Origin of the sequence: Microbacterium pseudoresistens, from assembly GCF_013409745.1 — a bacterium.
Lineage (GTDB): Bacteria > Actinomycetota > Actinomycetes > Actinomycetales > Microbacteriaceae > Microbacterium > Microbacterium pseudoresistens.
On sequence record NZ_JACCBH010000001.1, the window covers coordinates 2,889,010 to 2,914,491 of the forward strand.

The 25,482-nt window shown below is 66.4% G+C and carries 19 protein-coding genes and 2 rRNA genes; 1 reads left to right on the forward strand and 20 read right to left on the reverse strand.

From position 1 onward, the window contains the following. Positions 1–48: 48 nt before the first annotated feature. From BKA02_RS14120 to infC, 20 genes are all read right to left on the reverse strand, one after another. Positions 49–3,160: ribosomal RNA gene (locus tag BKA02_RS14120) — 23S ribosomal RNA — on the reverse strand. 388 nt (positions 3,161–3,548) lie between these two features. Next, positions 3,549–5,072: ribosomal RNA gene (locus BKA02_RS14125) — 16S ribosomal RNA — on the reverse strand. The 16S and 23S rRNA genes sit together here, the layout of an rRNA operon. Positions 5,073–5,530: 458 nt before the next feature. Then, the gene (argH, locus tag BKA02_RS14130) at positions 5,531–7,009 is read right to left on the reverse strand and encodes an argininosuccinate lyase (protein ID WP_179435024.1); all 1,479 of its coding nucleotides are present in this window, start codon (positions 7,007–7,009) and stop codon (positions 5,531–5,533) included. After that, a complete protein-coding gene (gene argF / locus BKA02_RS14135) occupies positions 6,979–7,911 on the reverse strand; it encodes an ornithine carbamoyltransferase (protein WP_179435026.1) in 933 nt (310 codons plus the stop codon). Before argF ends, argH begins: the two co-directional genes overlap by 31 nt. Beyond that, positions 7,908–9,119, reverse strand: coding sequence for an acetylornithine transaminase (locus BKA02_RS14140; RefSeq protein ID WP_179435028.1), 1,212 nt, complete (start codon positions 9,117–9,119; stop codon positions 7,908–7,910). The genes argF and BKA02_RS14140 overlap by 4 nt, the downstream gene beginning before the upstream one ends. Further along, positions 9,116–10,033 carry an acetylglutamate kinase gene (argB, locus tag BKA02_RS14145; RefSeq protein ID WP_179435030.1) on the reverse strand — a complete coding sequence of 306 codons (918 nt, stop codon included), beginning with the start codon at positions 10,031–10,033 and terminating at the stop codon, positions 9,116–9,118. The genes BKA02_RS14140 and argB overlap by 4 nt, the downstream gene beginning before the upstream one ends. After that, positions 10,030–11,187, reverse strand: a complete 1,158-nt coding sequence (gene argJ / locus BKA02_RS14150) for a bifunctional glutamate N-acetyltransferase/amino-acid acetyltransferase ArgJ (RefSeq protein WP_179435032.1) — start codon at positions 11,185–11,187, stop codon at positions 10,030–10,032. Before argJ ends, argB begins: the two co-directional genes overlap by 4 nt. Next, a complete protein-coding gene (argC, locus tag BKA02_RS14155) occupies positions 11,184–12,236 on the reverse strand; it encodes an N-acetyl-gamma-glutamyl-phosphate reductase (RefSeq protein ID WP_179435034.1) in 1,053 nt (350 codons plus the stop codon). The genes argJ and argC overlap by 4 nt, the downstream gene beginning before the upstream one ends. A gap of 247 nt (positions 12,237–12,483) precedes the next feature. After that, positions 12,484–13,527 (reverse strand): hypothetical protein, encoded by a 1,044-nt coding sequence (locus BKA02_RS14160; RefSeq protein WP_179435036.1) that lies wholly within the window; start codon positions 13,525–13,527, stop codon positions 12,484–12,486. An 11-nt stretch (positions 13,528–13,538) separates the two neighbouring features. Further along, positions 13,539–15,356 (reverse strand): substrate-binding and vWA domain-containing protein, encoded by a 1,818-nt coding sequence (locus tag BKA02_RS14165; protein WP_343045431.1) that lies wholly within the window; start codon positions 15,354–15,356, stop codon positions 13,539–13,541. Between the two features lie 125 nt (positions 15,357–15,481). Then, positions 15,482–18,013 (reverse strand): phenylalanine--tRNA ligase subunit beta, encoded by a 2,532-nt coding sequence (pheT, locus tag BKA02_RS14170; RefSeq protein WP_179435039.1) that lies wholly within the window; start codon positions 18,011–18,013, stop codon positions 15,482–15,484. Beyond that, positions 18,013–19,068, reverse strand: a complete 1,056-nt coding sequence (gene pheS / locus BKA02_RS14175) for a phenylalanine--tRNA ligase subunit alpha (protein ID WP_179435041.1) — start codon at positions 19,066–19,068, stop codon at positions 18,013–18,015. Before pheS ends, pheT begins: the two co-directional genes overlap by 1 nt. Positions 19,069–19,117: 49 nt before the next feature. Continuing rightward, positions 19,118–20,050 carry an amino acid ABC transporter permease gene (locus BKA02_RS14180; protein ID WP_179435043.1) on the reverse strand — a complete coding sequence of 311 codons (933 nt, stop codon included), beginning with the start codon at positions 20,048–20,050 and terminating at the stop codon, positions 19,118–19,120. After that, positions 20,047–20,703 (reverse strand): ABC transporter permease subunit, encoded by a 657-nt coding sequence (locus BKA02_RS14185; protein ID WP_179435045.1) that lies wholly within the window; start codon positions 20,701–20,703, stop codon positions 20,047–20,049. The genes BKA02_RS14180 and BKA02_RS14185 overlap by 4 nt, the downstream gene beginning before the upstream one ends. A 57-nt stretch (positions 20,704–20,760) precedes the next feature. Further along, positions 20,761–21,678 carry a glutamate ABC transporter substrate-binding protein gene (locus BKA02_RS14190; protein WP_179435047.1) on the reverse strand — a complete coding sequence of 306 codons (918 nt, stop codon included), beginning with the start codon at positions 21,676–21,678 and terminating at the stop codon, positions 20,761–20,763. A gap of 74 nt (positions 21,679–21,752) precedes the next feature. Further along, positions 21,753–22,502, reverse strand: a complete 750-nt coding sequence (locus BKA02_RS14195) for an amino acid ABC transporter ATP-binding protein (RefSeq protein WP_179435049.1) — start codon at positions 22,500–22,502, stop codon at positions 21,753–21,755. A gap of 100 nt (positions 22,503–22,602) precedes the next feature. Continuing rightward, a complete protein-coding gene (locus tag BKA02_RS14200; RefSeq protein ID WP_179435051.1) occupies positions 22,603–23,406 on the reverse strand; it encodes a TrmH family RNA methyltransferase in 804 nt (267 codons plus the stop codon). An 87-nt stretch (positions 23,407–23,493) separates the two neighbouring features. Then, positions 23,494–23,880, reverse strand: a complete 387-nt coding sequence (gene rplT, locus BKA02_RS14205; RefSeq protein WP_179435053.1) for a 50S ribosomal protein L20 — start codon at positions 23,878–23,880, stop codon at positions 23,494–23,496. Between the two features lie 32 nt (positions 23,881–23,912). After that, a complete protein-coding gene (gene rpmI / locus BKA02_RS14210; RefSeq protein ID WP_136034285.1) occupies positions 23,913–24,107 on the reverse strand; it encodes a 50S ribosomal protein L35 in 195 nt (64 codons plus the stop codon). 72 nt (positions 24,108–24,179) lie between these two features. Then, on the reverse strand, positions 24,180–24,800 hold the full coding sequence (infC, locus tag BKA02_RS14215) for a translation initiation factor IF-3 (protein ID WP_179435532.1): 621 nt from the start codon (positions 24,798–24,800) through the stop codon (positions 24,180–24,182). Between the two features lie 274 nt (positions 24,801–25,074). On the opposite strand from infC, the gene BKA02_RS14220 reads away from it, so the two are divergent. After that, positions 25,075–25,467 carry a DUF1844 domain-containing protein gene (locus BKA02_RS14220; RefSeq protein WP_179435055.1) on the forward strand — a complete coding sequence of 131 codons (393 nt, stop codon included), beginning with the start codon at positions 25,075–25,077 and terminating at the stop codon, positions 25,465–25,467. The last annotated feature ends 15 nt before the right edge of the window (positions 25,468–25,482 follow it).

The window sequence follows — 25,482 nt, forward strand, 5'->3', positions numbered from 1 at the left end:
TACGTCAAGAACCACTCAGTGGACGCGGAACATCTGAAAGATAGAGGTGTTATCAAGTCGTCGGCTTATTAGTACCAGTCAGCTGCACACCTTGCGGTGCTTCCACATCTGGCCTATCAACCCAGTAGTCTGGCTGGGAGCCTCTCACCCGAAAGGGTATGGAAGTCTCATCTTGAGGCCGGCTTCCCGCTTAGATGCTTTCAGCGGTTATCCATCCCGAACGTAGCTAACCAGCGGTGCTCCTGGCGGAACAACTGGCACACCAGAGGTTCGTCCAACCCGGTCCTCTCGTACTAGGGTCAGATCCTCTCAAACTTCCTACGCGCGCAGCGGATAGGGACCGAACTGTCTCACGACGTTCTAAACCCAGCTCGCGTACCGCTTTAATGGGCGAACAGCCCAACCCTTGGGACCTACTCCAGCCCCAGGATGCGACGAGCCGACATCGAGGTGCCAAACCATGCCGTCGATATGGACTCTTGGGCAAGATCAGCCTGTTATCCCCGAGGTACCTTTTATCCGTTGAGCGACAGCGCTTCCACAAGCCACTGCCGGATCACTAGTCCCGACTTTCGTCCCTGCTCGACCTGTCAGTCTCACAGTCAAGCTCCCTTGTGCACTTACACTCGCCACCTGATTGCCAACCAGGTTGAGGGAACCTTTGGGCGCCTCCGTTACTCTTTAGGAGGCAACCGCCCCAGTTAAACTACCCACCAGGCACTGTCCCTGAACCGGATCACGGTTCGAAGTTAGATATCCAGAGTGACCAGAGTGGTATTTCAACAATGACTCCACCATAACTGGCGTCATGGCTTCACAGTCTCCCACCTATCCTACACAAGCCACACCGAACACCAATACCAAGCTGTAGTAAAGGTCACGGGGTCTTTCCGTCCTGCTGCGCGTAACGAGCATCTTTACTCGTAATGCAATTTCGCCGAGTTCGCGGTTGAGACAGTTGGGAAGTCGTTACGCCATTCGTGCAGGTCGGAACTTACCCGACAAGGAATTTCGCTACCTTAGGATGGTTATAGTTACCACCGCCGTTTACTGGGGCTTAAATTCTCAGCTTCGCCACCGAAGTGGCTGACCGGTCCTCTTAACCTTCCAGCACCGGGCAGGCGTCAGTCCGTATACATCGTCTTGCGACTTAGCACGGACCTGTGTTTTTAGTAAACAGTCGCTACCCACTGGTCTCTGCGGCCACCACACCCTTTCCCGCGCAAGGCGGTATAAGCGGGTGGCCCCCCTTCTCCCGAAGTTACGGGGGCATTTTGCCGAGTTCCTTAACCACGATTCTCTCGATCTCCTTGGTATTCTCTACCTGACCACCTGAGTCGGTTTGGGGTACGGGCGGCTAGAACCTCGCGTCGATGCTTTTCTCGGCAGCATAGGATCACCCACTTTTCATCCGCATCGTGTCTCAGCCTGTACGAGTCACGGATTTGCCTATGACTCGGCCTACACACTTGCCCCGGGACAACCATCGCCCGGGATGGGCTACCTTCCTGCGTCACACCTGTTAATACGCTAGCCGCACCAGAATGGGGTCGTACGCTAGGCCCCACGCCATCACCCGAAGGATCCGGTCATGAGGATTCAGATACTTAGCACTACTGGATTGACTGGGGCGGTTCTTCGCCGGTACGGGAATATCAACCCGTTGTCCATCGACTACGCCTGTCGGCCTCGCCTTAGGTCCCGACTTACCCAGGGAAGATTAGCTTGACCCTGGAACCCTTGGTCTTCCGGAGGACGTGTTTCTCACACGTCTTTCGCTACTCATGCCTGCATTCTCACTCGTGTAGCGTCCACGGCTAGATCACTCTGCCGCTTCACCCGCCACACGACGCTCTCCTACCCATCAACACGGCTGGACCACGAAGGCCTACCAATAATGTCAATGCCACAACTTCGGTGGCGTGCTTGAGCCCCGTTACATTGTCGGCGCGGAATCACTTGACCAGTGAGCTATTACGCACTCTTTCAAGGATGGCTGCTTCTAAGCCAACCTCCTGGTTGTCTAAGCAACTCCACATCCTTTTCCACTTAGCACGCGCTTAGGGACCTTAGATGGTGGTCTGGGTTGTTTCCCTCTCGACTATGAAGCTTATCCCCCACAGTCTCACTGCTGCGCTCTCACTTACCGGCATTCGGAGTTTGGCTGACGTCAGTAACCTTGTAGGGCCCATCGGCCATCCAGTAGCTCTACCTCCGGCAAGAAACACGCAACGCTGCACCTAAATGCATTTCGGAGAGAACCAGCTATCACGAAGTTTGATTGGCCTTTCACCCCTATCCACAGCTCATCCCCTCAGTTTTCAACCTAAGTGGGTTCGGCCCTCCACGACGTCTTACCGTCGCTTCAGCCTGGCCATGGATAGATCACTTCGCTTCGGGTCTAGGACATGCGACTGAAACGCCCTATTCAGACTCGCTTTCGCTACGGCTACCCCACACGGGTTAACCTCGCCACATATCACTAACTCGCAGGCTCATTCTTCAAAAGGCACGCTGTCACCCCTGCTAAGGAGGCTCCAACGGTTTGTAAGCAAACGGTTTCAGGTACTATTTCACTCCCCTCCCGGGGTACTTTTCACCTTTCCCTCACGGTACTTGTCCGCTATCGGTCATCTGGGAGTATTCAGGCTTATCAGGTGGTCCTGACAGATTCACACGGGATTTCACGGGCCCCGTGCTACTCGGGATACTCTCCACGCCGGAACACACATTTCGACTACGGGACTCGCACCCACTATGGTCCGTCATTCAAAACGGTTCGTCTATACGCGTCCGTCACGCCGGATCCTCGGCAGAGAATCCAAGAGAGTCCCACAACCCCGGGCATGCAACGCCTGCCGGCTATCACACACACCCGGTTTAGCCTCATCCGCTTTCGCTCGCCACTACTCACGGAATCACATGTTGTTTTCTCTTCCTGTGGGTACTGAGATGTTTCACTTCCCCACGTTCCCTCTACCCGCCCTATACATTCAGACGGGAGTCACCAGGTCAGCACGCCGCCTGGCGGGGTTTCCCCATTCGGACACCCTCGGATCAAAACTCGCTTATCAGTTCCCCGAGGCTTATCGCAGATTGCTACGTCCTTCTTCGGCTCCAGATGCCAAGGCATCCACCGTTTGCTCTTAAAGACTTGAAATCACATGAGCCAACCCCAAAAAAAAAAGGGGTTGTATCTATCGTTTCGAACCCACACCCGAAGGCATGGGCTCTTTAAGATGCTCGCGTCCACTGTGTAGTTCTCAAAGTACGGGCGGCACCCCACCCCCGCCACCAACCGGCAACAGAAATGAGGCCCAGAGGTCAGAACAACCCCCCAAGGGGTCGGCCCGGTCCCTCAGGACCCAACAGCGTGCAGCAACCCCGCTCACCAACCCCCACGTTCCAACCACACCCCAAAGGGCACGGCGTACTAGCAGAAGCCAGCTGCGCTGACCGCATGTCAAATGTTCCACCCATGAGCACCGGCCACACACAGTCGGTGTGGAACCGGGCCTGGACAACCGAAGCTGCCAGATGCTCCTTAGAAAGGAGGTGATCCAGCCGCACCTTCCGGTACGGCTACCTTGTTACGACTTAGTCCTAATTACCGATCCCACCTTCGACGGCTCCCTCCACAAGGGTTAGGCCACCGGCTTCAGGTGTTACCGACTTTCATGACTTGACGGGCGGTGTGTACAAGACCCGGGAACGTATTCACCGCAGCGTTGCTGATCTGCGATTACTAGCGACTCCGACTTCACGTAGTCGAGTTGCAGACTACGATCCGAACTGGGACCGGCTTTTTGGGATTCGCTCCACCTCACGGTATCGCCGCCCATTGTACCGGCCATTGTAGCATGCGTGAAGCCCAAGACATAAGGGGCATGATGATTTGACGTCATCCCCACCTTCCTCCGAGTTGACCCCGGCAGTATCCCATGAGTTCCCACCATAACGTGCTGGCAACATAGAACGAGGGTTGCGCTCGTTGCGGGACTTAACCCAACATCTCACGACACGAGCTGACGACAACCATGCACCACCTGTTCACGAGTGTCCAAAGAGTTGACCATTTCTGGCCCGTTCTCGTGTATGTCAAGCCTTGGTAAGGTTCTTCGCGTTGCATCGAATTAATCCGCATGCTCCGCCGCTTGTGCGGGTCCCCGTCAATTCCTTTGAGTTTTAGCCTTGCGGCCGTACTCCCCAGGCGGGGAACTTAATGCGTTAGCTGCGTCACGGAATCCGTGGAAAGGACCCCACAACTAGTTCCCAACGTTTACGGGGTGGACTACCAGGGTATCTAAGCCTGTTTGCTCCCCACCCTTTCGCTCCTCAGCGTCAGTAACGGCCCAGAGATCTGCCTTCGCCATCGGTGTTCCTCCTGATATCTGCGCATTCCACCGCTACACCAGGAATTCCAATCTCCCCTACCGCACTCTAGTCTGCCCGTACCCACCGCACGCCTCAGGTTGAGCCTGAGAATTTCACGGCAGACGCGACAAACCGCCTACGAGCTCTTTACGCCCAATAATTCCGGATAACGCTTGCGCCCTACGTATTACCGCGGCTGCTGGCACGTAGTTAGCCGGCGCTTTTTCTGCAGGTACCGTCACTCTCGCTTCTTCCCTGCTAAAAGAGGTTTACAACCCGAAGGCCGTCATCCCTCACGCGGCGTTGCTGCATCAGGCTTCCGCCCATTGTGCAATATTCCCCACTGCTGCCTCCCGTAGGAGTCTGGGCCGTGTCTCAGTCCCAGTGTGGCCGGTCACCCTCTCAGGCCGGCTACCCGTCGACGCCTTGGTAAGCCATTACCTCACCAACAAGCTGATAGGCCGCGAGCCCATCCCAGACCGAAAAATCTTTCCAAACGCGACCATGCGGCCACGCCTCATATCCAGTATTAGACACCGTTTCCAGCGCTTATCCCAGAGTCCAGGGCAGGTTGCTCACGTGTTACTCACCCGTTCGCCACTAATCCACCAGTGCAAGCACCAGCTTCATCGTTCGACTTGCATGTGTTAAGCACGCCGCCAGCGTTCATCCTGAGCCAGGATCAAACTCTCCGTAAAGAAAAAAAGCAACCAACACCGGGAAAACGGCATCAGAAGCGAGTTCGAACCTGACCAAAAGAATGAATATCAAACTGACATTCACATAAATTGATCCAAAGAAATCAACCAACCAACCAAAAAAGGTTGATCAGAGACAATAAATTGGCATTTGACAAGTGCACGCTGTTGAGTTCTCAAAGATCGGACGCTCCCACAGCTCAGCCTCGCGGCATCGCAGGTGGGGCAACCTCTTCACTCCTCCTCGCACCGCATGGTGAACCCGGAGGGGTGAGTCTCCCATCCTAGATCATCCGCATCCACTAGGGAAGCCTCAGATCGAAGTTGGGAGGCGTTCGCTACTTGAGGGGAGCCAGGCCTCGCGACCTCCGCTCAACCCTTTGGGGCGAACAGGTAATAAGTTACGCGGATCCCGCCCCTTCGGCAAATCGAGCCGCATCCTCGGGCGTGTCGCGTCGTCAGGAGACCCCGAGCGCGTGCACGGCGGCCTGCGCGCGCTCGATGAGCTGCGCCCGCTGCTCCGCCACACGCACCGGCGCGGTGCCTCCGGCACCATCGCGGCTTGCGACCGATCCCGCGATCGTCAGCACCTCGCGGACCTCGGGGGTCAGGTGGCCGGACACCTCGGCGAGGAGGTCGTCGGTGGCGTCCTCCAGGCCGATCCCGCGCTCCTCGCAGGCGCGGACGAGCGCACCGGAGATCTCGTGCGCCTCGCGGAAGGGCACCCGGTTGCGCACCAGCCATTCGGCCACATCGGTGGCCAGCGAGAACCCCTCCGGGGCCAGCGCCGCCATCCGCGTCGTGTCGAAGCGCAGCGTGGCGACCATCCCCGCGAACGCCGGCAGGAGCACCTCGAGAGTGCGCACCGAGTCGAAGACCGGCTCCTTGTCTTCCTGCAGGTCGCGGTTGTACGCCAGCGGGAGCCCCTTAAGCGTGGCGAGAAGCCCCGACAGGTTGCCGATGAGACGCCCGGCCTTGCCGCGCGCGAGCTCGGCGATGTCGGGGTTCTTCTTCTGCGGCATGATGCTGGAGCCCGTCGAGAACCCGTCATCGAGCGTGACGAAGCCGAACTCCCGCGTGTTCCAGAGGATGATCTCCTCGCTCAGCCGCGACAGGTTGATGCCGATGGTCGAGGCGATGAAGGCGAACTCCGCCACGACGTCGCGCGCGGCCGTGCCGTCGAGCGAGTTCTCGGCGGGGCGGTCCAGCCCCAGCTCTCTGGCGACGAGCGCCGGATCCAGTCCGAGGGTGGATCCCGCCAGCGCTCCCCCGCCGTAGGGCGAGACTCCGGCGCGGGCACGCCAGTCGACGAGGCGTTCGAGGTCCCGCACGAGCGGCCAGGCGTGCGCCTGCAGGTGGTGTGCGAGCAGTACCGGCTGGGCGTGCTGCAGATGCGTGCGCCCGGGCATGATCGCCCCGTCGTGCGCCTCGGCCTGCGCCACGAGCGCGTCGACGACGCGCAGCACGTCGCGGGCGATCACCCGCGCGTGGTCGATGAGATACATGCGCACGAGCGTGGCGATCTGATCGTTGCGGCTGCGACCTGCACGCAGACGTCCGCCGAGCTCGGCGCCGACCTCACGGATCAGCGCCGTCTCCAGCGCACCGTGCACGTCCTCATCCGCAGGATCGGGCCGCAGCGAGCCGTCATCGATGCCGCGACGCAGGGCATCGAGCCCCTCGTGCATCCGACGCTCCTCGTCGGGCTCGAGGTAGCCGGCCGCGGCGAGCGCCGTGGCGTGCGCGTGCGAGCCCGCGATGTCGTACGGCGCCAGGATCCAGTCGAAGTGCGTCGATCTGCTCAGCTCGACGAGCTCGGGGCTCGGCCCGCCGGCGAAGCGAGCGCCCCAGAGCGCCCCCTCATTCGTCTCGCCGACGGTGTTCTCGCCCACGGAGTTCTCAGCACTCACTTCGCGCCCTGCTTTCCGAGCAGCCATACCAGCAGCGCCTTCTGCGCGTGCAGGCGGTTCTCCGCCTCATCCCAGACCACGCTCTGCGGCCCGTCGATGACCTCGGGATCCACCTCGTAACCGCGGTCGGCGGGCAGGCAGTGGATGAAGATCGCCCCGGGATCGGCGCGCGCCATGCTCGCCGTGGTGACCTTGTACCCGCCGAGATCGCGCAGGCGCTGCGCCTTCTCCTCCTCCTTGCCCATCGACACCCACGTGTCGGTGACGATGACGTCAGCGCCGGTCGCCGCCTCGTCGGGGTCGATCACGAGGGTGATGGATCCCCCGGTCTCGGCGGCACGGCGCTGCGCATCCGCGATGACGTCGGGCCGCGGCGCGTACGCCTCGGGAGAGGCCACGCGCACGTGCATGCCGGCGGTGACGCCGGCGAGCACGTAGGAATGCGCCATGTTGCTGCGCCCGTCGCCGAAGAACGACAGCGTGAGCCCCGACAGCTCGCCCTTGTGCTCGCGGATCGTGAGCAGGTCGGCCAGCAGTTGACAGGGGTGGAAGTCGTCGGAGAGCGCGTTGATGACGGGAACGCGCGTGCCTTCGGCCATCTGCTCCAGCCCCGCCTGGGCGTAGGTGCGCCACACGATCGCGGCGACCTGGCGTTCGAGCACGCGCGCGGTGTCGGCCGGTGTCTCCTTGCCGCCCAACTGGCTGTTGGCCGTGGAGATGATCAGCGGAGAGCCGCCGAGGTCGGCGATGCCCACCGCGAAGGAGACCCTGGTGCGCGTGGACGACTTGTCGAAGATCACCGCGACGGTCTGCGGGCCCGCGAGAGCCTTGTTGGCCCAGCGGTCCTTCTTGAGCTCGAGCGCGAGATCGAGGATCTCGGTCTGCTCGAGCGGCGAGAGGTCGTCGTCGCGAAGCAGGTGACGGGTCACTTCTGTGCCTCCGTAGTGGCGGTGGGTGCGGTGGTGGCGGCGACCTCGGCGAGCGAGGCGCCGAACAGGTCGAGGAACTCGGCGATCTCGGCGTCGCCGATCGTGTACGCCGGGGCGATGCGGATGACGTCGTCGGTGGGCGCGTTGACGATGAGACCGCGCCGCTGCGCCGCTGCGCGCACCGCACCGGCCACGGGCACCGCGAGCGTGATGCCGACGAGCAGGCCCGCGCCGCGGGTGCCTGTCACCAGCGGCAGTCCGGACACCCCCTCGCGCAGCTGCGCGCCGCGGGCGTTCACATTCGCCAGCAGGTCCTGCTCCTCGATGAAGCCGAGCACGGCGTTCGCCGTGGCGCTGGCGAGCGGATTGCCGCCGAACGTGGAGTTGTGCGTGCCGGGGTAGAACAGGTCGCTGGCGTCGCCGAAGGTGATCATCGCCCCGAGCGGGAATCCGCCGGCGATGCTCTTGGCCATGGTCACGGCATCCGGCACGATCCCCTCGCGCTGGAAGGCGAACCACTCCCCGGTGCGGCCCGCACCGGTCTGCACCTCGTCGAGGATGAGCAGTGCACCGTGCGCGGTCGCCAGCTCACGGGCCCGCTGGAGGAAGCCGTCGGGGTGCGACACGACACCCGCCTCGCCCTGGATGGGCTCGACGATCATCGCGGCGACCGTGTCGTCGAAGGCTGCTTCCAGACTCTCGATCGAGTGCTGCACGGTGCGGATGCCGGGCAGAGCCGGCTCGAACGGCTCGCGGTACGCCGGCTTGGGCGTGAGCGACAGCGCCCCCATCGTGCGGCCGTGGAAAGCACCGTCGACGACGAGGATCGTGGTGCGTCCGGTCGGATTGCCGTGCAGCCGGGCGAGCTTGATCGCCATCTCGTTCGCCTCGCCGCCGGAGTTGGCGAGGAACACGCGGCCGCGCTCCCCCGTGCCGGCGAGGCGCTTAAGCCGTGCGGCCAGCTCGAGCTGCGCAGCGCTGGCGAAGTAGTTCGAGATGTGCGAAAGGGTCGCCGCCTGCGTCGAGACGGCGTCGACGAACACGGGATGCGCGTGCCCGAGGCAGTTCACGGCGATTCCGCCGAGGAAGTCGAGGTAACGGGTGCCGTCGGCATCCCACACGTGCGAGCCCTCGCCGCGGGCGAGCAGCGCGAGGCGACCGCCGAGGCTCATGAGATCGCGTGAGGCGTCGTCCTGCCATATGTTCATCTCGTCGCCCCCGCTTCTCCCATGACCACTTCGGTTCCGATCCCCTTGCTGGTGAACAGTTCGACGAGCACCGAGTGCGGCACCCGTCCGTCGATGATGGCCGCGGCGTTCACGCCGCTCTCCACGGCGTCCAGACAGGCCTGCATCTTCGGGATCATGCCTGATTCGAGCTTCGGCATGATCGTCTTCAGCTCGCCCGTGGTGAGGTGCGAGACGAGTGAGTCGCGGTGGGGCCAGTCGGCGTACAGGCCCGGCACATCGGTGAGGATCACGAGCTTCACCGCGCCGAGGGCACTGGCCAGCGCCGCCGCGGCGGCATCCGCATTGACGTTGAGCGACTGCCCTGGATGATCCAGGTCGGGCGCGATGCTGGAGACGACGGGGATGCGGCCGGCCGCCAGGTGATCGACCACCGGAGTGGGGTCGACCTGCACGACGTCGCCGACGCGGCCGAGATCGATCTCCTCGCCGTCGAGCACGACTCCGCGTCGGCGACCGCCGAACAGCCCCGCATCCTCGCCGCTGAGGCCCGTCGCGATGGGGCCGTGGCTGTTGATCTTGGCCACGAGCTGCGGGTTGACCTGACCGGTGAGCACCATGCGCACGACGCTGATCGCCTCGGTGTTGGTGACGCGGTATCCGCCCTTGAACTCGCTGGGGATCGCGAGGCGGTCGAGCATGCTCGAGATCTGCGGGCCGCCGCCGTGCACGACCACCGGCTGCACGCCGACGTAGCGGAGGTAGGCGATGTCCTGTGCGAAGGCATCCTGCAGCTCATCGGAGACCATGGCGTTGCCGCCGTACTTGACCACGACGATCTGATCGCGGAAGCGCTTGAGCCACGGCAGCGATTCGATGAGGGTGAGCGCCTTGCCGGCGGCTTCCTCCGGTGGGGTGTCCTGCAGATCTGTCATGAGGAGTATGCGCTGTTCTCGTGGACGTAGTCGTGGGTGAGGTCGTTCGTGAAGATCGTCGCGGATGCCGCGCCGGCCTTCAGATCGATGAGCAGGTGCGTGGCGCGCGGGCTCAGATCGACCTCCTCGCGGGGCCGGTCGGGCCCGCCTTCGGAGCACACGCGCACGCCGTTCATGCTGACGTCGACCGCGTAGGGGTCGAAGACGGCGGCCGTCGTGCCGATGGCCGCGAGCACCCGGCCCCAATTCGGGTCGTTGCCGAAGATCGCCGCCTTGAAGAGGTTGTTGCGCGCCACTGAACGGCCCACCTCTACGGCGTCGTCCTCGCTCGCCGCACCCACGACCTCGATCGTGATGTCGTGGCTGGCACCCTCGGCATCGCCCTGCAGCTGGACCGCGAGGTCCGTGCAGACCTCGACGAGTCCGGCGCGGAAGGCATCCGCGGCGGGCGTCACGCCGGAGGCGCCGCTCACCATGAGCGTGACCTGGTCGTTCGTCGACATGCAGCCGTCGGAGTCGAGCCGGTCGAAGCTCACCCTGGTGGCGGCGCGCAGGTGCGCATCCGCCTCCCCCGCCGTGAGCATCGCATCGGTCGTGATCACGACGAGCATCGTGGCCAGGCCCGGGGCAAGCATCCCCGCACCCTTCGCCATGGCGCCGATCGTCCAGCCGTCGCCCTGGAAAGTGCTCGTCTTGGCGACGGTATCGGTGGTCATGATCGCGTGCGCCGCATCCGATCCACCGTCGGCGTCGAGCGCCGTGATCGCCCGCTCCGTGCCGTCGAGAACCTTCGCGCGGAACACGTCGTCGCCGGTGCCGATGAGGCCCGTGGAGCAGATGAGCACGTCGCCCCCGCTCACTCCCAGCAGCTCGGCGGCGCGCTCGGCTGTCTGATGCGAGGTCTGGAAGCCGAATGCGCCGGTGAAGCAGTTCGCCCCGCCGGAGTTGAGCACGATCGCCTCGACGACGCCGTCTTTCGCCGCCTCCTGCGACCACAGGATCGGGTTCGCCTTGGCGCGGTTGCCCGTGAACACCGCCGCGCCGACCTTCGACGGGCCGCGGTTGACGACCACGGCCACGTCGGGCGCACCCGTCGATTTGAGCCCGGCGGCGACGCCTGCCGCTTCGAATCCCTGAGGTGCGGTGACGCTCACGGCGCGACTCCGTTCGTGGTGAGCGCCGTGTCCTCAGGGAGGCCGAGCGCGATGTTCATCGACTGGATGGCGGCACCGGCGGTGCCCTTGACGAGGTTGTCGACGGCCGTGACGACCGTGACCCGGTTGGCGGCCCGGTCGATCGCGAGGCCGATCAGCGCGGTGTTGGCCCCGAGCACGTCGGCGGTGCGGGGGAAGACACCCCCGGGCAGCAGCTGCACGAAGGTCTCCTCTGCGTACGCCGCCTCCCACGCGCCACGGATCTGCGCGTCCGTGACCCCGTCGACGATGGGCGCGGTCGAGGTCGCGAGGATGCCGCGTGCCATCGGCACGAGCACCGGGGTGAAGGAGATGCGGATGTCGGCGGACTCGGCGCCCGAGGCCGTGGCGAGCGCCTGGCGGATCTCCGGGATGTGCCGGTGCGTGCCGCCGACCGCGTACGGGTTGGCAGTGCCCAGCAGCTCGCTGCCCAGCAGGTGGGGCTTGAGGCTCTTGCCGGCTCCGGACGGTCCGACGGCGAGCACGCTGACGATGTCGGAGGGGTCGATGACGCCGGCGGCCACCCCGGGAGCGAGACTCAGGCTCACGGTGGACGCGTTGCAGCCGGGCGCGGCGATGCGGGTGGCTCCGCGCAGTCGGTCACGCTGCGTGCCGTCGCCGACGGGCAGCTCGGGCACGCCATACGCCCATGGCTCGTGGAAGGCGCCGCCGTAGAACGCATCCCAGGCCTCCTTCGAGACGAGACGGTGATCGGCGCCCGCGTCGATCACGAGCGGCACGGCGCCGAGCGCATCCGTGTACTGCCCGGACTGCCCGTGCGGGAGCGCGAGGAACACGATGTCGTGCCCGGCGAGGATCTCGGGCGCGGTGTCTTCCAGGGTCAGATGCGCCAGCGAGCGCAGGTGCGGCTGGTGCTGGATCAGGGGCTGTCCGGCGTTCGAGTGCGCCGTGACGGTGCGTATCTCGATCTCGGGATGGCCGGCGAGCAGGCGCAGGATCTCGCCGCCCGCATAGCCGGATGCGCCGGAGACGGCGACGGTATACGTCATGCTTCCACCTTAACGGTCGGGGCTCTCTCCCCCGGACGGGGGAACCCTCGGGAACGGGTCGGGGCCGAGGCGGCGACTCCCGCTCCCCCGATGCGCGTCGGCAGGGCTCGCAGGGTCGCCTAGAGTCGGCGGCCGCCGCGGCGCCGGCGCACGACGATCACGCTCGGAGCGAGCGTGTCGATGGCGGTGGCGGCCGGAAGCATGCTGTGACGATAGCGCGCGGCGGATGCGCGCGGCAAATCGGGTCTCAGCCCTCGGCGCTGCGGCGGAACTCCTCATCCCAGTCGCGCAGCTCGTCGCGCTCCACCAGCGAGTCCAACGAGACCTGGAAATGCAGTCCCTTGCGCGCGTTCACCTGCTTGACGTTCTCCAGCACCTGTGCGGAGACCGACGACAGCGCCTCCTGCACTTCGCGGATGCGCTCTTCGGGAGCCTCCCACAGCTGCGGGTTCTCGAGCAGGTCGTAGAGATAGTCGTGATCGAGCGCGGCGACCAGGCGGCCCAGCTTGTCGGTGTACTCGACCTCGGCCAGGGAGCGCTGCGCGGCGCCGGCCCTGGCATCCAGACGCGGGAAGAGCTGGCCGACGTTGGCGGTGAGCGTCTCGATGTCGTGGGCCGTCCGCGCCGCCACGGCATCGCCCTCGGCACCGAGGGCCGCATAGTCGTGCGACAGCGCGACCAGCCGCGCGAGTCGTTCGGCGATCGCCACAGGGATGACCGCGGTCTCCTCCCGCCGGCGCGCACGTCGGCGCACCGCCGCGACCGCGACGCCGGCGCCGGCGGCGGCGACGACCACGGCGATCGCCCCGGTGAGCAGCCACGCCCCGCCCGCCCCTGCTCCCGCGAGCTCGCTCGGGGCATCGGGCACGCCCTGCACGGGCGTCTCGGCCGTCAGCTGGCGCACGGTCTCGGTCAGCGCGCCCTGCAGGTCTCCCCCGGCTGCCGTCTCCGCCTCGTTCGCGATGCGCATCGCCTCATCGCCCGCGATGACGTGCGAATCGGCCTGCAGATCGCTGCCGACGGCCACGACGAGCGTGTCGTAGTCGCTGCCCTGGAAGAGCTGATCGAGCAGGTAGGTGGAGTACGCGGACTCGAGCACGGCGTCCTTGGGCAGCACGGCGACCCCCATCGAGCCGTCCTGGGGCACGACCTGCTCCAGCGCCTGGCGCAGGCCATCGGCATCCACGACGTCGGCACCGACGTACACCGTGCTCTGCTCGAGCCCGGAGGCGGCGTCATCGAGCCAGCCGCCGGTCGCGGGAACCTGCTGCAGCGCGATCCGCACCGTCATGTCGCCTCCGCTCAGAAGTTGTTGATCACCGAGGCGAACACGAGATCGATCCGCTCGGGGTCGGATGCGTCGAACACCTGCCCGCCCGTCGCATCCGCGATGCGCTTGAGTGCCGACCGGTCGGCGGATTCGCCGTAGGCGATCGGGAAGATGCGCACGAGCGCGTCTTCCCCGCCCTCCGTGACGTCCTGGCTCAGCCGCGCGACGAGCGAGTCGAGCGAGACGGTCGAATCCGTGTCCTCGCCGTCGGAGAGCAGCACGATGGCGTTGATCCTGCCGGGCTCTGCCCGCTCGCTCATCGTCTTGTACGCGGCGAGCACGGCGTCGTACAGCGGTGTTCCCGCGCGCTGCGCGTAGCGGAGGTCTTCCAGCGAGTCGCCCAGCGTCTCCCTATCGGCCCCGAGCGCCGACACATCACGGATCGGCACGATCCCCTCACCGGCCGCCGAATCCACCCCGGTCGTGAACGCCCACACCCCGATCTCGTCGGTGCCGCGGAAGTGCGCGAGCGTGCTCTGCGCGCCCTGGATCGCGCCGTCCAGGCGCGTGCGCCCATCGCCGATCCCCTCGTCCATGGATCCGGAGATGTCGATGAGCTCCATGACCGACGAGGGCTTGCGCACCTGCACCCACTGATCCAGCGCGGCCGAGATCGTGGCCACGTCGGGCTTGGGCAGGGTGACGGCGGGCTGCGCCGGATCGATGCCGTTCGCGACGGTGAACAGGTCGCCGAGAGCCGTCTCGTCGCCGAGAGGCCGGAAGCCGAACTGCGGAAGGATGCGCTGTGCCTCGGGCGTCTGCAGGAACGCGATGAACGCCTCGCCCGCGGTGCGCTGCTCGGGCGTCACCCAGTCGGCGCCGAGCACGGTGATCGGGTTGTCCGACCACATCGAGCCGCCCGACGGGTAGACGGCGACGAGCTTGTCCTTCGGCGGAGTGAGCGTCTCGCCCGGCTGCACGGTGTGCGAGTCGGGGTTTCCGAGGTTGTAGTTGATGAGCGAGGTCTCCTCCAGCGCCACCGCCGAGACGTAGCCCGAGCCGCCGGCACCGTGCTGCGTGTCCTCGTACAACGTCGTGAGCACGTTGCCCGTCGTGTCGCCGTAGTGGATGACGCACTCTTCGAACACGCGGGAAAACTCGGCGGCGGCATCCACATCCGCCGCGGTCAGCCCTTCGCTCTTGCCCGCCGCCTCATAGGACTGCATGAGGATGGTCGACAACCCGGTCGTCGACGTGTTCGGGTTGGTCTTGGAGATCTTGAACGATCCCCAGATGTCCTTGCCGACGCTGCCCCAGCCGGCGGGGTCCTGGCACAGCGCAGCGAGATCCGATACGCCGAGCGGCGTGTCGGGCCAGCCCAGCGCCCTCGCCATCGGCTCGGGCATGCCGAAGACGATCGGCGTATGCGTGAACGACACCGGTTCGCCCACAAGCGAGGCGGATGCGGCTGCCGCGACACGATCCGTCCAGACCGTCGACGCCGGGGACCACAGCGTGGGCCACAGGTCGCGGTCGGCGGCCGGCCAGTCGCCGCCCTGCGTGAGATAGCGGGATGCGTTGCCCGAGGAGACGTTGACGGGACGCACCGTGGCGCACGTGTCGAGGTCGGAATGCTGCTCGGACTCCGCGAACGCGGCCGCGAGCGCATCGAGCATGTTGACCTTCTCGGACGAGGTGGCCACCGTGATGTGCGTGCAGCCGTCGTCGGAGAAGCCGTCGTCGGCGCCGCTCGCCGTCGCCGCTCCCTCGTCGCCCGGTGCGCACGCCGAGAGGGCGAACGCGACGGTGGCGACCGTCAGGATGCCTGCGGCGCGCCGTGCAAAGGACACCGATCTGCTCCGGTGTGATCCTCGTCCTCGTCGTGTCGCGTCCATGGCTTCACCCTATCGACGTGCCGCGCTCCCGATCACGGGTCGCCGCTCTGAGACGGTCCGTCGCTCTGCCCCCGCGCTCGTCAGTCGCGCAGCGTCGCGCCGAAGCGCTCCTGCGCCACGGCGACCCCGGCGAGCTTCGCCTCGGTGGCCTCGGCGGCCGTCAGCGTGCGGTCGTCGGCGCGGAAGCGCAGCGCGAACGTGAGGCTCTTGCCGCCCTCGTCGACGCCGGGGCCGCGGTAGTCATCGACGAGTCGCACCGACTCCAGCAACGAGGGCGCCGCGCCCGCTCCTGCCGCGCCGTCCTGAAGCGCATCGCGCACGGCGGCCGCGGGGATGTCGGCGGCGACGAGCAGCGAGACGTCCTGCGTGGCCGCGGGGAAGGTCGACAGGTGCGCGGCGACGACGCGGGTTCCGGCGAGTGCGAGCAGGCGGTCCAGGTCGAGCTCGAGCACCGTGACCCGACCGGGCAGATCGGCGTCTGCCGAGACGGTCGGGTGCAGTTCGCCCACGTAGCCGATCTCGATGCGGTCTCCGTGGGCATCGACGACGAGAGCGCCGGTGCGTCCAGGATGCAGCGCCGCGCGCTGCGCCTGTTCGGTCTCGATGGTCACGCCCGCGGCGGTCGCGATGACGCGCACGGCGTCGAGCGCTTCGCCGAGCCCGTACGGCTCCGCGGCGCGACCGGGCTGGCGCGGCGAGACGTTGCCCGTGAAGACGGCCGCGACGTGCCGCGACTGCGGAGGGATCGCGGCGTTGAGCGCGGCGAGGGTCTCATCGGAGGGGCGCTCTCCCAGCGGAGGAACCGTGTCGGTGCCGTAGACCGTGCCGGGCGCGGGCAGGAACACCGTGCCGATCTCGAACAGCGCGAGATCCGTCATCCCGCGCGACACGTTGCGGTGCGCGGTCTGCAGAAGCGTGGGGATGAGCGAACGACGCAGGTACGGGGCCTGCCCGTCCAACGGGTTGGCCAGCTTCACGCTCGGCAGGTGCTCCCCCGAGGCGGAACCGTGCAGGTCGTTCTGCTGCTCGGTGGTGAAGGGGAATCCCGGCGTCTCCACGAGTCCGGACGCCGCGAGGGCATCGGCCACGCGCCGCCGCCCCTGCTGCGCTGCGGTGAAACCGCGCCCTGACGGCGGCGTGGGCAGGATGGAGGGGATGCGGCCCAGTCCGTGGATGCGCGCGACCTCCTCCGCCAGCGTCCATCGGTCAGTGAGGTCGGGACGCCACGTCGGCGGGATCACTTGCCAGCCGTCGTCGGTCGCGGTGACCTCCGCGCCGATCATCTCCAGAGCGTCGGCGACCTCGGCATCCGTGTAGTCCACGCCGATCAGGCCCGGTACGAACGTGCGGGGAAGGGCGATGCCCTCGACCTCGACGTCGGCGAACAGCGCGCCGCCCTCGTCGACCAGACGACCCCCGGCCAGCTGAACCATCAGATCGGCGACACGGCGGGCCGCGACGAACGGGATCAGCGGGTCGACGCCGCGTTCGAACCGCTTGGAGGCCTCGCTGGGGAGCTTGTGACGACGGGCGGTGCGCGCGATCGAGGTCGTATCGAAGATCGCCGCCTCGATGAGCACGTTGCGGGTCTTGTCCGACATCTCGGTCGTCGTGCCGCCCATCACGCCGGCCAGCCCGATCGGCCCGGACTCGTCGGTGATGAGGAGGTCTTCGACGTGCAGCGCGCGATCCTGACCGTCGAGCGTCGTCATCCTCTCCCCCGGCATCGCGCGGCGCACGGTGATACCGCCGGTGAGCGCGTCCAGGTCGTACCCGTGGATGGGGTTTCCGAGCTCGAGCATCACGTAGTTGGTGATGTCGATGAGCACGCCCAGCGAACGGATGCCGGCGAGCGTGAGGCGGGCGACCATCCAGGGCGGGGTGGGCCGGGAGGGATCGACCTCGCGCACCACGCGCACGGCGAACTCGCTGGCGCCGACGTTGCCGCGGATCGGGGCGTCATCCTGCACGGCGACGGAGAACCCGGACGCCGGATGCGCGAGCTCTTCGAAATCGCGCAGGGCCGGATCGCGGAAGGCCGCGCCCGTCGCGTGCGAGTATTCGCGGGCGACCCCGCGCAGCGAGAAGGCGTAGCCGCGGTCGGGTGTGACGTTGATCTCGACCGCCGCATCGTCCAGGTGCAGCAGCGCGATGGCGTCGGCGCCGACGGGGGCGTCCACGCCGATCTCGGACAGGATGAGGATCCCGTCGTGCTCGTCGCCGAGGCCGAGCTCGCGGGCCGAGGCGATCATGCCGTCGGAGACATGGCCATAGGTCTTGCGCGCGGCGATCGGGAACGGCCCGGGGAGCACCGCTCCCGGAAGCGTCACGACGACCTTGTCGCCCACGGCGAAGTTCGACGCTCCGCACACGATGCCGCGGGGCTCGTCTTCGCCGACATCGACCTGGCACCAGCGGATCGTCTTGCCGTTCTTCTGCGGCTCCTCCTCGAAGGAGAGCACCTGGCCGACGACGACCGGACCGGAGACCTCGACGCGGTGGACGTCCTCCTCCTCGAATCCGACGGTCACGAGGGCTGCCAGGACGTCCTCGGCCGTGGCATCCTGCGCCAGATCGACGTACTCACGCAGCCACGAAAGCGGGACGCGCATCACACCACCATCCCGTACTGCTCGCTGAAGCGAACATCGCCCTCGGCCATATCCCGCATGTCCTGCACGTCGCTGCGGAACATCAGTCCGCGCTCGATCCCCATCCCGAACGCGAATCCGCTGTATACCTCGGGGTCGATCCCGGCCGCGCGCAGCACGTTGGGGTTGACCATTCCGCATCCGCCCCACTCGATCCACCGGGCCCCGCCCTTGAAGGTGGGATGCCACAGGTCGAGCTCGGCCGACGGCTCGGTGAAGGGGAAGTAGTTGGTGCGCAGGCGCGTCTTCGCCTCCGGCCCGAACAGCTGCCTGGCGAAATGGTCGAGCGTGCCCTTGAGGTGGGCCATCGTGATGCCCTTGTCGATCACGAGCCCCTCGAACTGGGTGAACACGGGCAGGTGGGTCGCATCGAACTCGTCGGTGCGGTAGACGCGGCCGGGGCACAGCACGTAGATCGGCAGCTCCCGGTCGAGCATGGTGCGCACCTGCACCGGACTCGTGTGCGTGCGCATGACGAGGTGGCGCGAGGCCGGGTCGACGTAGAAGGTGTCCTGCTCCTGGCGCGCCGGGTGATCCTCGTCGAAGTTGAGGGCGTCGAAATTGAACCACTCGTGCTCGAGCTCGGGCCCCTCGGCGATCTCCCACCCCATGCCGACGAAGATGTCGCACACGTGATCCTGCAGCACGGCGAGCGGGTGCCGCGCGCCGACGCGCGTGCGCGACGGCACGGCGGTGATGTCGACGCGCTCGGCCTCCAGGCGCGCGGCGGTCTCGGCCTCGGCGAGCTCCGCCTCCTTCGCCGCCAGTGCCTGGGTGACACGACCCCGGCCCTGCCCGATGAGCTTGCCGAAGGTCGCCTTGTGCTCGGGCGCCACCTGGCGCATCGAGGCGCTCAGCACCGCCAGCGGAGATCCGTCGGCCACGTGCGCGGCGCGGGCGTCCTTGAGCTGGGCGGTGTCGGCGGCGGCGGCGATCGCCGTCAGCGCGGCGGCGACGGCGGACTCCACCGCCTCGGGAGTGATCTCGGCGGATTGCGAACGGGGAGCGTCAGACACAAGAGACGAGTCTACCGGCGCGGCGCGGGGCGCCCGAGCGGATGCGCCGTCAGCGTCCGACGGCGCCGAAGCCGCCCTGATCGAACTTCCCCACACCCTTCTGCGCGGCGATCAGCTCGGTCACCGTGCCGTCCTCGTGCGCTCGCGGGTCATCGCCCCCGCCTCCGGCGAGGCCCTGGACCCGCGGCGAACGACGCGTGCGGATCTCGAGGTACTTCGCGATGCCGGAGAGAATGAGGCACATCGCGATGTAGATGCCGCCGATGATCAGCGCCGACTGCAGCAGTGGTCTGCCCTGCTGCGAGCTGAGGAGCTTGGCGAAGTAGAGCAGCTCGGGGTAGGTGATGATGAATCCGAGCGCGGTGTCCTTCATCGTGACGACCAGCTGCGCGACGATCACCGGAAGCATGGCGCGCACCGCCTGCGGCAGCAGGATGAGCCGCATCACGCCGCTCTTGCGCAGGCCGATCGCGTACCCGGCCTCCTTCTGCCCTCGGGGCAGCGATTCGATCCCGGCGCGCAACGCCTCGGCGAGCACGGAGCCGTTGTACACCGTGAGTCCGATGACAACGGCCCAGTACGGCTCCATCTTGACGCCGAGTACCGGAAGGCCGTAGTACAGCAGCATCATCATGACGAGCACGGGAACCGCGCGGAACACCTCGGTGAGCACGGCGAACGGCGCCCGCACCCATGCGTGGTCGGAGAGGCGGCCGATCGCGAGGGCGAAGCCGAGCACGAGGCTCAGCACGGCGGCGAGCCCGAAGGCCGCCAGCGTGTTGCCGAGTGCCTGCAGGATCTGCGTCCACACGGTCGAGAAGGTGAACACGTACCACTTGCTGGGGGCGAACTGGCCCGACACCGCCATGCGGTAGATCAGGAAGCCGATGACCGCCGCGACGACGACGACGGTGACGACGGCGAGGATGCCATTGCGGCGGCGAGCCCTGGGACCGGGCACGTCGTAGAGAACGGAACTCATCGCGCGATCCTCCAGCGGTTCTCCAGATAGCGTTGCAGCCAGCTCATCAACAGGACGAGGATGACGAAGACGACCGCCACCCAGAGCAGCACCTCCATCGGGTTGCCCGGGCGGTCATGCGAATCGTTCACCGTGGCGCGCAGGGCGCCGAGCTCGGCGATGGAGAAGCCCGCGGCGACCGTGGTGTTCTTCAGCAGTGCGATGAACACGCTCATCATGGGCGGCACCACCGAGCGGAACGCCTGCGGCAGGATGATCACGCTCATCACCTGACCGAACGGCAGGCCGATCGCGCGGGCGGCCTCGGCCTGCCCGACGGGTACGGTGCTGATGCCCGCGCGCAGCGTCTCGGCCACATAGGTCGCGGTGTAGATGCCGATCGCGAGGATGCCGAGCACGGTGTTGGACAGCTTCGGCAGACCGAGCACGGGGTAGCCGAAGACGAAGAAGAAGAAGACGAGGGTGAGTGGTGTGTTGCGGATGATGTTCACGTACGCCGTGCCCACCGCGCGCGCGACCGGCACCGGCGAGACGCGCATGGCGCCGACGATGAGGCCGAGCACGAGGGCGATGATCCCGCCCACGAAGAACACCAGCAACGTGTTGCCGATCGCCTCGCCCCACAGGTCGAGGTTCCCGAAGATGACGTCCACTCATCCTCCTCTCAGATGATGATGCGGGGCGGCGTCCGCGCCGCCCCGCATCCCGGATCAGTCGACCGTGGGCTGGGAGACCTTGATCCCCGACGAACCGAGGTTCTTGTCGAAGATGGCCTGCCAGATGTCGCCGCCGTCGGTGAACAGGGTGTTGATGTGCTGCTTGAGCACCTCGTCGCCCTTGGGCAGTCCCACGCCGTAGCGCTCCTCGGTGAACAGACCGCCGACGACCTTGATGTCGTCCGGGTACTGCGCCGCGTAGCCGATCAGGATCGCCTGGTCGGTGGTCACAGCGTCGACGGCGCCGTTGAGCAGGTCTTCGACGCAGGCCGAGTACAGGTCGTACTCCTTGGTCTTGATGTCGGGGTAGTTCTCCTTGATGTTCTGGATCGGCGTGGAGCCGGTCGCCGAGCACACGGTCTTGCCCGCGAAGTCGGAGACGTCCTTGACATCGGTGATGTCGCTGTCCGCTCCGACGAGGAAGCCCTGCCCCGTGATGAAGTACGGACCGGCGAAGTCGACCTGCTCCTTGCGCTTGTCGGTGATCGAGTAGGTGCCGACGTAGTAGTCGATGTCGCCGTTCATGATCGCCTGCTCGCGGTTGGCCGAGGCGATCGCCTTGTACTCGATCTTGCTCTCGTCGTAGCCGAGCGACGCGGCGATCCAGCGTGCGATGTCGATGTCGAACCCGCTGCGCTCCTTGGTCGTGACATCGAGGTAGCCAAGACCCGGCTGATCCTCCTTCACGCCGACGACGACCTTGCCGCGCTGGCTGATCTTGTCGAATGTCGGGCTGCCGTCGAGCGTCACGTCTTCGGCGACCTCGAACCAGGCGCCCGAGTCGTTCCCGGTGTCGTCGCCGCCGGTCGATTCGCCGCCGGGGCTCGACGGGCTGCCGCTGTTGCAGGCCGTCAGCGCGAGCAGCGCTGTCGCCGCGATGCCGATGCCGGCCAGTGCTCGTGTGCGTCGCATGTGATTCTCCTTCTGGTGGTGCTGCGTATCTCAGGGTGCTCTTCGACGGGCGACCCGCCCGCGAAGACGGGGTCTCAGTGCGTGAGGAGCTTGGAGAGGAAGTCCTTGGCGCGATCGCTCTTCGGGGTCGTGAAGAACTCCTCCGGCTCGGCCTCCTCCACGATGTGGCCGTCGGCCATGAACACGACGCGGTCGGCCGCCTTGCGTGCGAAACCCATCTCGTGGGTGACGACGATCATCGTCATGCCCTCCTTGGCGAGTCCCACCATCACATCGAGCACCTCGTTGATCATCTCCGGGTCGAGCGCGCTGGTGGGCTCGTCGAAGAGCATGACCTTCGGATGCATGGCGAGCGCGCGAGCGATCGCCACGCGCTGCTGCTGACCGCCGGAGAGCTGCGCGGGGAGTTTGGAGGCCTGCTGCGCGACGCCGACGCGCGCGAGCAGCTCCATGGCCTCCTTCTCGGCGTCGGCTTTCTTCAGGCCGCGCACCTTGATCGGACCGAGCGTGACGTTCTCGAGGATCGTGAGGTGGGCGAAGAGGTTGAACGACTGGAAGACCATGCCGACCTCGGCACGCAGGTTCGCGAGCGCCTTGCCCTCGGCGGGAAGCTCCTTGCCGTCGATCCTGATCGACCCGCTCGTGATCGTCTCGAGACGGTTGATCGTGCGGCAGAGCGTCGACTTGCCCGACCCGGACGGGCCGATGATGACGACCACTTCGCCCCGGTGGACCGTGAGGTCGATATCCGTCAATGCTTGGAAGTCGCCGTAGTGCTTCTGGACGTTGTCGACCTCGACAAGGGGTTCACCGCTGTGCGCCATGTGATCAACCTATGAGTACGCGCCGACATGCGCCAGCCTTCGACACACCGTTTTTATCGAGATGTGACCGCCACCGGTCTCGAGCCTCAGCCCGGGGTCGTCAGCCGGCGCGCTGCGCGAACGCGCTCTCGTAGAGGCACACGCTGGCCGCGGTGGCGAGGTTGAGCGACTCGGCGCGCCCGAAGATCGGCAGTCTGAGCGCCAGGTCCGCCCGCGCGATCGCCTCGTCGGCGAGCCCGCGCGCCTCATTGCCGAACAGCCACGCCGTGGCCTCGGCCAGCAGCCCCTCGGCCCGCGCGGCGAGCAGATCGCTGCCCTTCACATCCGCGGCGAGCACGCGCAGTCCTGCCGCTCGTGCCCGCTCGGCGACGTCGCCGAGTTCTGCGCCGACGACGATCGGCAGGTGGAACAACGATCCTGTCGTCGAGCGCACCACTTTGGGGTTGTACGGATCGACCGTGCGCCCGGTGAGCACGACGGCATCGGCGCCGGCCGCATCGGCGGCCCGGATGATCGTGCCGAGATTGCCGGGATCGCGCACCTCCTCGCAGATCGCGATGAGCCGCGGCGAGGCGGCGAACACCTCCTCGAGCGAGGTCGGCGTCTGCTGCGCGACGGCCACGAGCCCCTGCGGGGTCACGGTGTCGGCCATGGCGCCCAGCACATACTCGGTGACGTACTCCACGTGCACGCCCGCGGCCTCCGCGGTCGCGCGCAGATCGGCGTGCTTGTCCCATCCGGCGGGCGTCGCGAACAGCTCCACGATCGCCTCCGCACGATACGCGAGCGCCTCCCGCACGGCCTGCGGACCCTCCAGCAGGAACAGCCCCGTCTCGGCGCGCGCACTGCGCTTGGTCAGTTTGGCGACAGCGCGGACACGGGGGGACCGGGGATTCTCCAGCACGGTTCCAGTCTAGGGACACCGCCGCCGCTCGGGTATGCGCGAAGGGCGCCTCCCCCGCAGGGGAAGCGCCCTTCGAAAGGGTACGGCTCAGGCAGCCGACTTCGGCGCGTTCACATCCGAGGGCAGCGCCTTCTTGGCGGCCTCGACGAGCGCGGCGAAGGCCGTGGGCTCGTTCACCGCGAGCTCGGCGAGCATCCGGCGGTCGACCTGCACGCCCGCAAGACCCAGACCCTGCATGAAGCGGTTGTAGGTGATGCCGTTCTGACGCGCGGCGGCGTTGATGCGCTGAATCCACAGGCGGCGGAAGTCGCCCTTGCGCTTACGACGGTCGCGGTACGCGTAGACGAGCGAGTGGGTGACCTGCTCCTTCGCCTTGCGGTACAGACGCGAGCGCTGGCCGCGGTAACCCGAGGCGCGCTCGAGGATGACCCGACGCTTCTTGTGGGCGTTGACGGCCCGCTTGACTCTAGCCATTTTCGTGTGTTCCTATTCGTGCGGCGGACGCGTCAGCGACCGAGAAGCTTGTTGGCGACCTTGGTGTCGGCCTTCGAGAGCACCTGGTCCTGGTTGAGCCGGCGGGTGCGACGGCTCGACTTGTGCTCGAGGTTGTGGCGCATGTTCGCCTGCTGCTTCTTCAGCTTTCCGGAGCCGGTGATCTTGAAGCGCTTCTTCGCACCGGAGTGGGTCTTCTGCTTCGGCATCTTCTCTTCCTTCGTGTGGCGCCCTGGCGGGCGACGGTCTGTCCCGCTCGGTGCGGGAGTCTCAGGGGCGGATCACTCCGCGGGCTGGCTCTGTGCCTCGTCGTCCGAGGAGCCGGACTTCGCATCGCGTGCCGCCTGCTTGTTCGCGGCGCGCACGGCGTTCTGCTCGGCCTTGGCCTCGGACTTGTTCTTGATCGGCGCGACGACCATGACCATGTTGCGTCCGTCGATCGTCGGGTTGGACTCCACCGTGCCGAGCTCCGCGACGTCTTCGGCGAACTTCTTCAACAGGCGCACGCCCTGCTCGGGACGCGACTGCTCGCGACCGCGGAACAGGATCATCGCCTTGACCTTGTCGCCGCCCTTGAGGAAGCCCTCGGCGCGCTTGAGCTTGGTCGTGTAGTCGTGCGCCTCGATCTTCAGACGGAAGCGCACCTCCTTCAACACGGTGTTCGCCTGGTTGCGACGAGCCTCCTTCGCCTTCTGGGCAGCCTCGTACTTCGCCTTGCCGTAGTCCATGATCTTCACCACGGGCGGCTTCGAGTTCGGGGCGACCTCGACGAGGTCGAGATCGGCTTCCTGCGCGAGACGCAGCGCCGCCTCGATGCGGACGACGCCGATCTGCTCACCCGCGGGGCCGACGAGGCGGACCTCGGGGACGCGGATGCGCTCATTGGTACGGGGATCGCTGATGCGGAGCTCCTTAGACGAGTGGTTCGGCCACCGCGATCCGGTCGGATCACGGGCGAAACAGGAACCCTCGCCCACCCGCCGGCGATGCAGACACCGGCTTCGGCACCCTGTCGCCGACAGGCGATCTCGCCGTCGGACGGTCTGCCGACCTGCGCCGGCGGAGTGCATGACCCGGTAGCCTGGAACGGCAAGCGCGGGTGGGAATGAATCCTCTTTCGTTCCAGAGCATCGAAATGCCCCGGAGCCCGCAGAAGTCTATCAGAAAGCCGCGCCCGTGACGATTCACGACCACGATCCCGCTCAGGACGACCGCCACGCGCGCTGGGAGCGCGAGGAGCGGAACGCCTCCTCCGCGACCCGGGACATCGCCGACGTGCCCGCCGTCGAGGTCATCACGACCACCGCCGTGCACCTGATGAGCGCGGCGGCCGTGAAGCTCGGCCTCGCCGACGACCCGGATGCGCAGACGGATCTGGATGAGGCGCGCAAGCTCATCAACGCCCTGGCCGGCCTCATCACCGCGGGGGCGCCCGAGATCAGCGACATGCACGCCCGTTCGCTGCGCGACGGCCTGCGCTCACTGCAGCTCGCCTTCCGCGAGGCGTCGGTCATCCCCGATCCGATCGGCAAGGGCCCCGGCGAGAAGTGGACCGGGCCGGTCAACTGAGCCGCCCGTCAGCGG

Coding starts and splice junctions, on each gene's coding strand:
- argH (WP_179435024.1), bottom strand. CDS start 7,009: ATGGCTGCTCGGAAAGCAGGGCGCGAAGTGAGTGCTGAGAACTCCGTG.
- argB (WP_179435030.1), bottom strand. CDS start 10,033: ATGACAGATCTGCAGGACACCCCACCGGAGGAAGCCGCCGGCAAGGCG.
- BKA02_RS14160 (WP_179435036.1), bottom strand. CDS start 13,527: ATGACGGTGCGGATCGCGCTGCAGCAGGTTCCCGCGACCGGCGGCTGG.
- pheT (WP_179435039.1), bottom strand. CDS start 18,013: ATGCGCGTCCCGCTTTCGTGGCTGCGTGAGTACGTCGATCTGGCGCAG.
- BKA02_RS14180 (WP_179435043.1), bottom strand. CDS start 20,050: ATGAGTTCCGTTCTCTACGACGTGCCCGGTCCCAGGGCTCGCCGCCGC.
- rplT (WP_179435053.1), bottom strand. CDS start 23,880: ATGGCTAGAGTCAAGCGGGCCGTCAACGCCCACAAGAAGCGTCGGGTC.
- BKA02_RS14140 (WP_179435028.1), bottom strand. CDS start 9,119: ATGAACATATGGCAGGACGACGCCTCACGCGATCTCATGAGCCTCGGC.
- BKA02_RS14190 (WP_179435047.1), bottom strand. CDS start 21,678: ATGCGACGCACACGAGCACTGGCCGGCATCGGCATCGCGGCGACAGCG.
- rpmI (WP_136034285.1), bottom strand. CDS start 24,107: ATGCCGAAGCAGAAGACCCACTCCGGTGCGAAGAAGCGCTTCAAGATC.
- argC (WP_179435034.1), bottom strand. CDS start 12,236: ATGACGTATACCGTCGCCGTCTCCGGCGCATCCGGCTATGCGGGCGGC.
- BKA02_RS14195 (WP_179435049.1), bottom strand. CDS start 22,502: ATGGCGCACAGCGGTGAACCCCTTGTCGAGGTCGACAACGTCCAGAAG.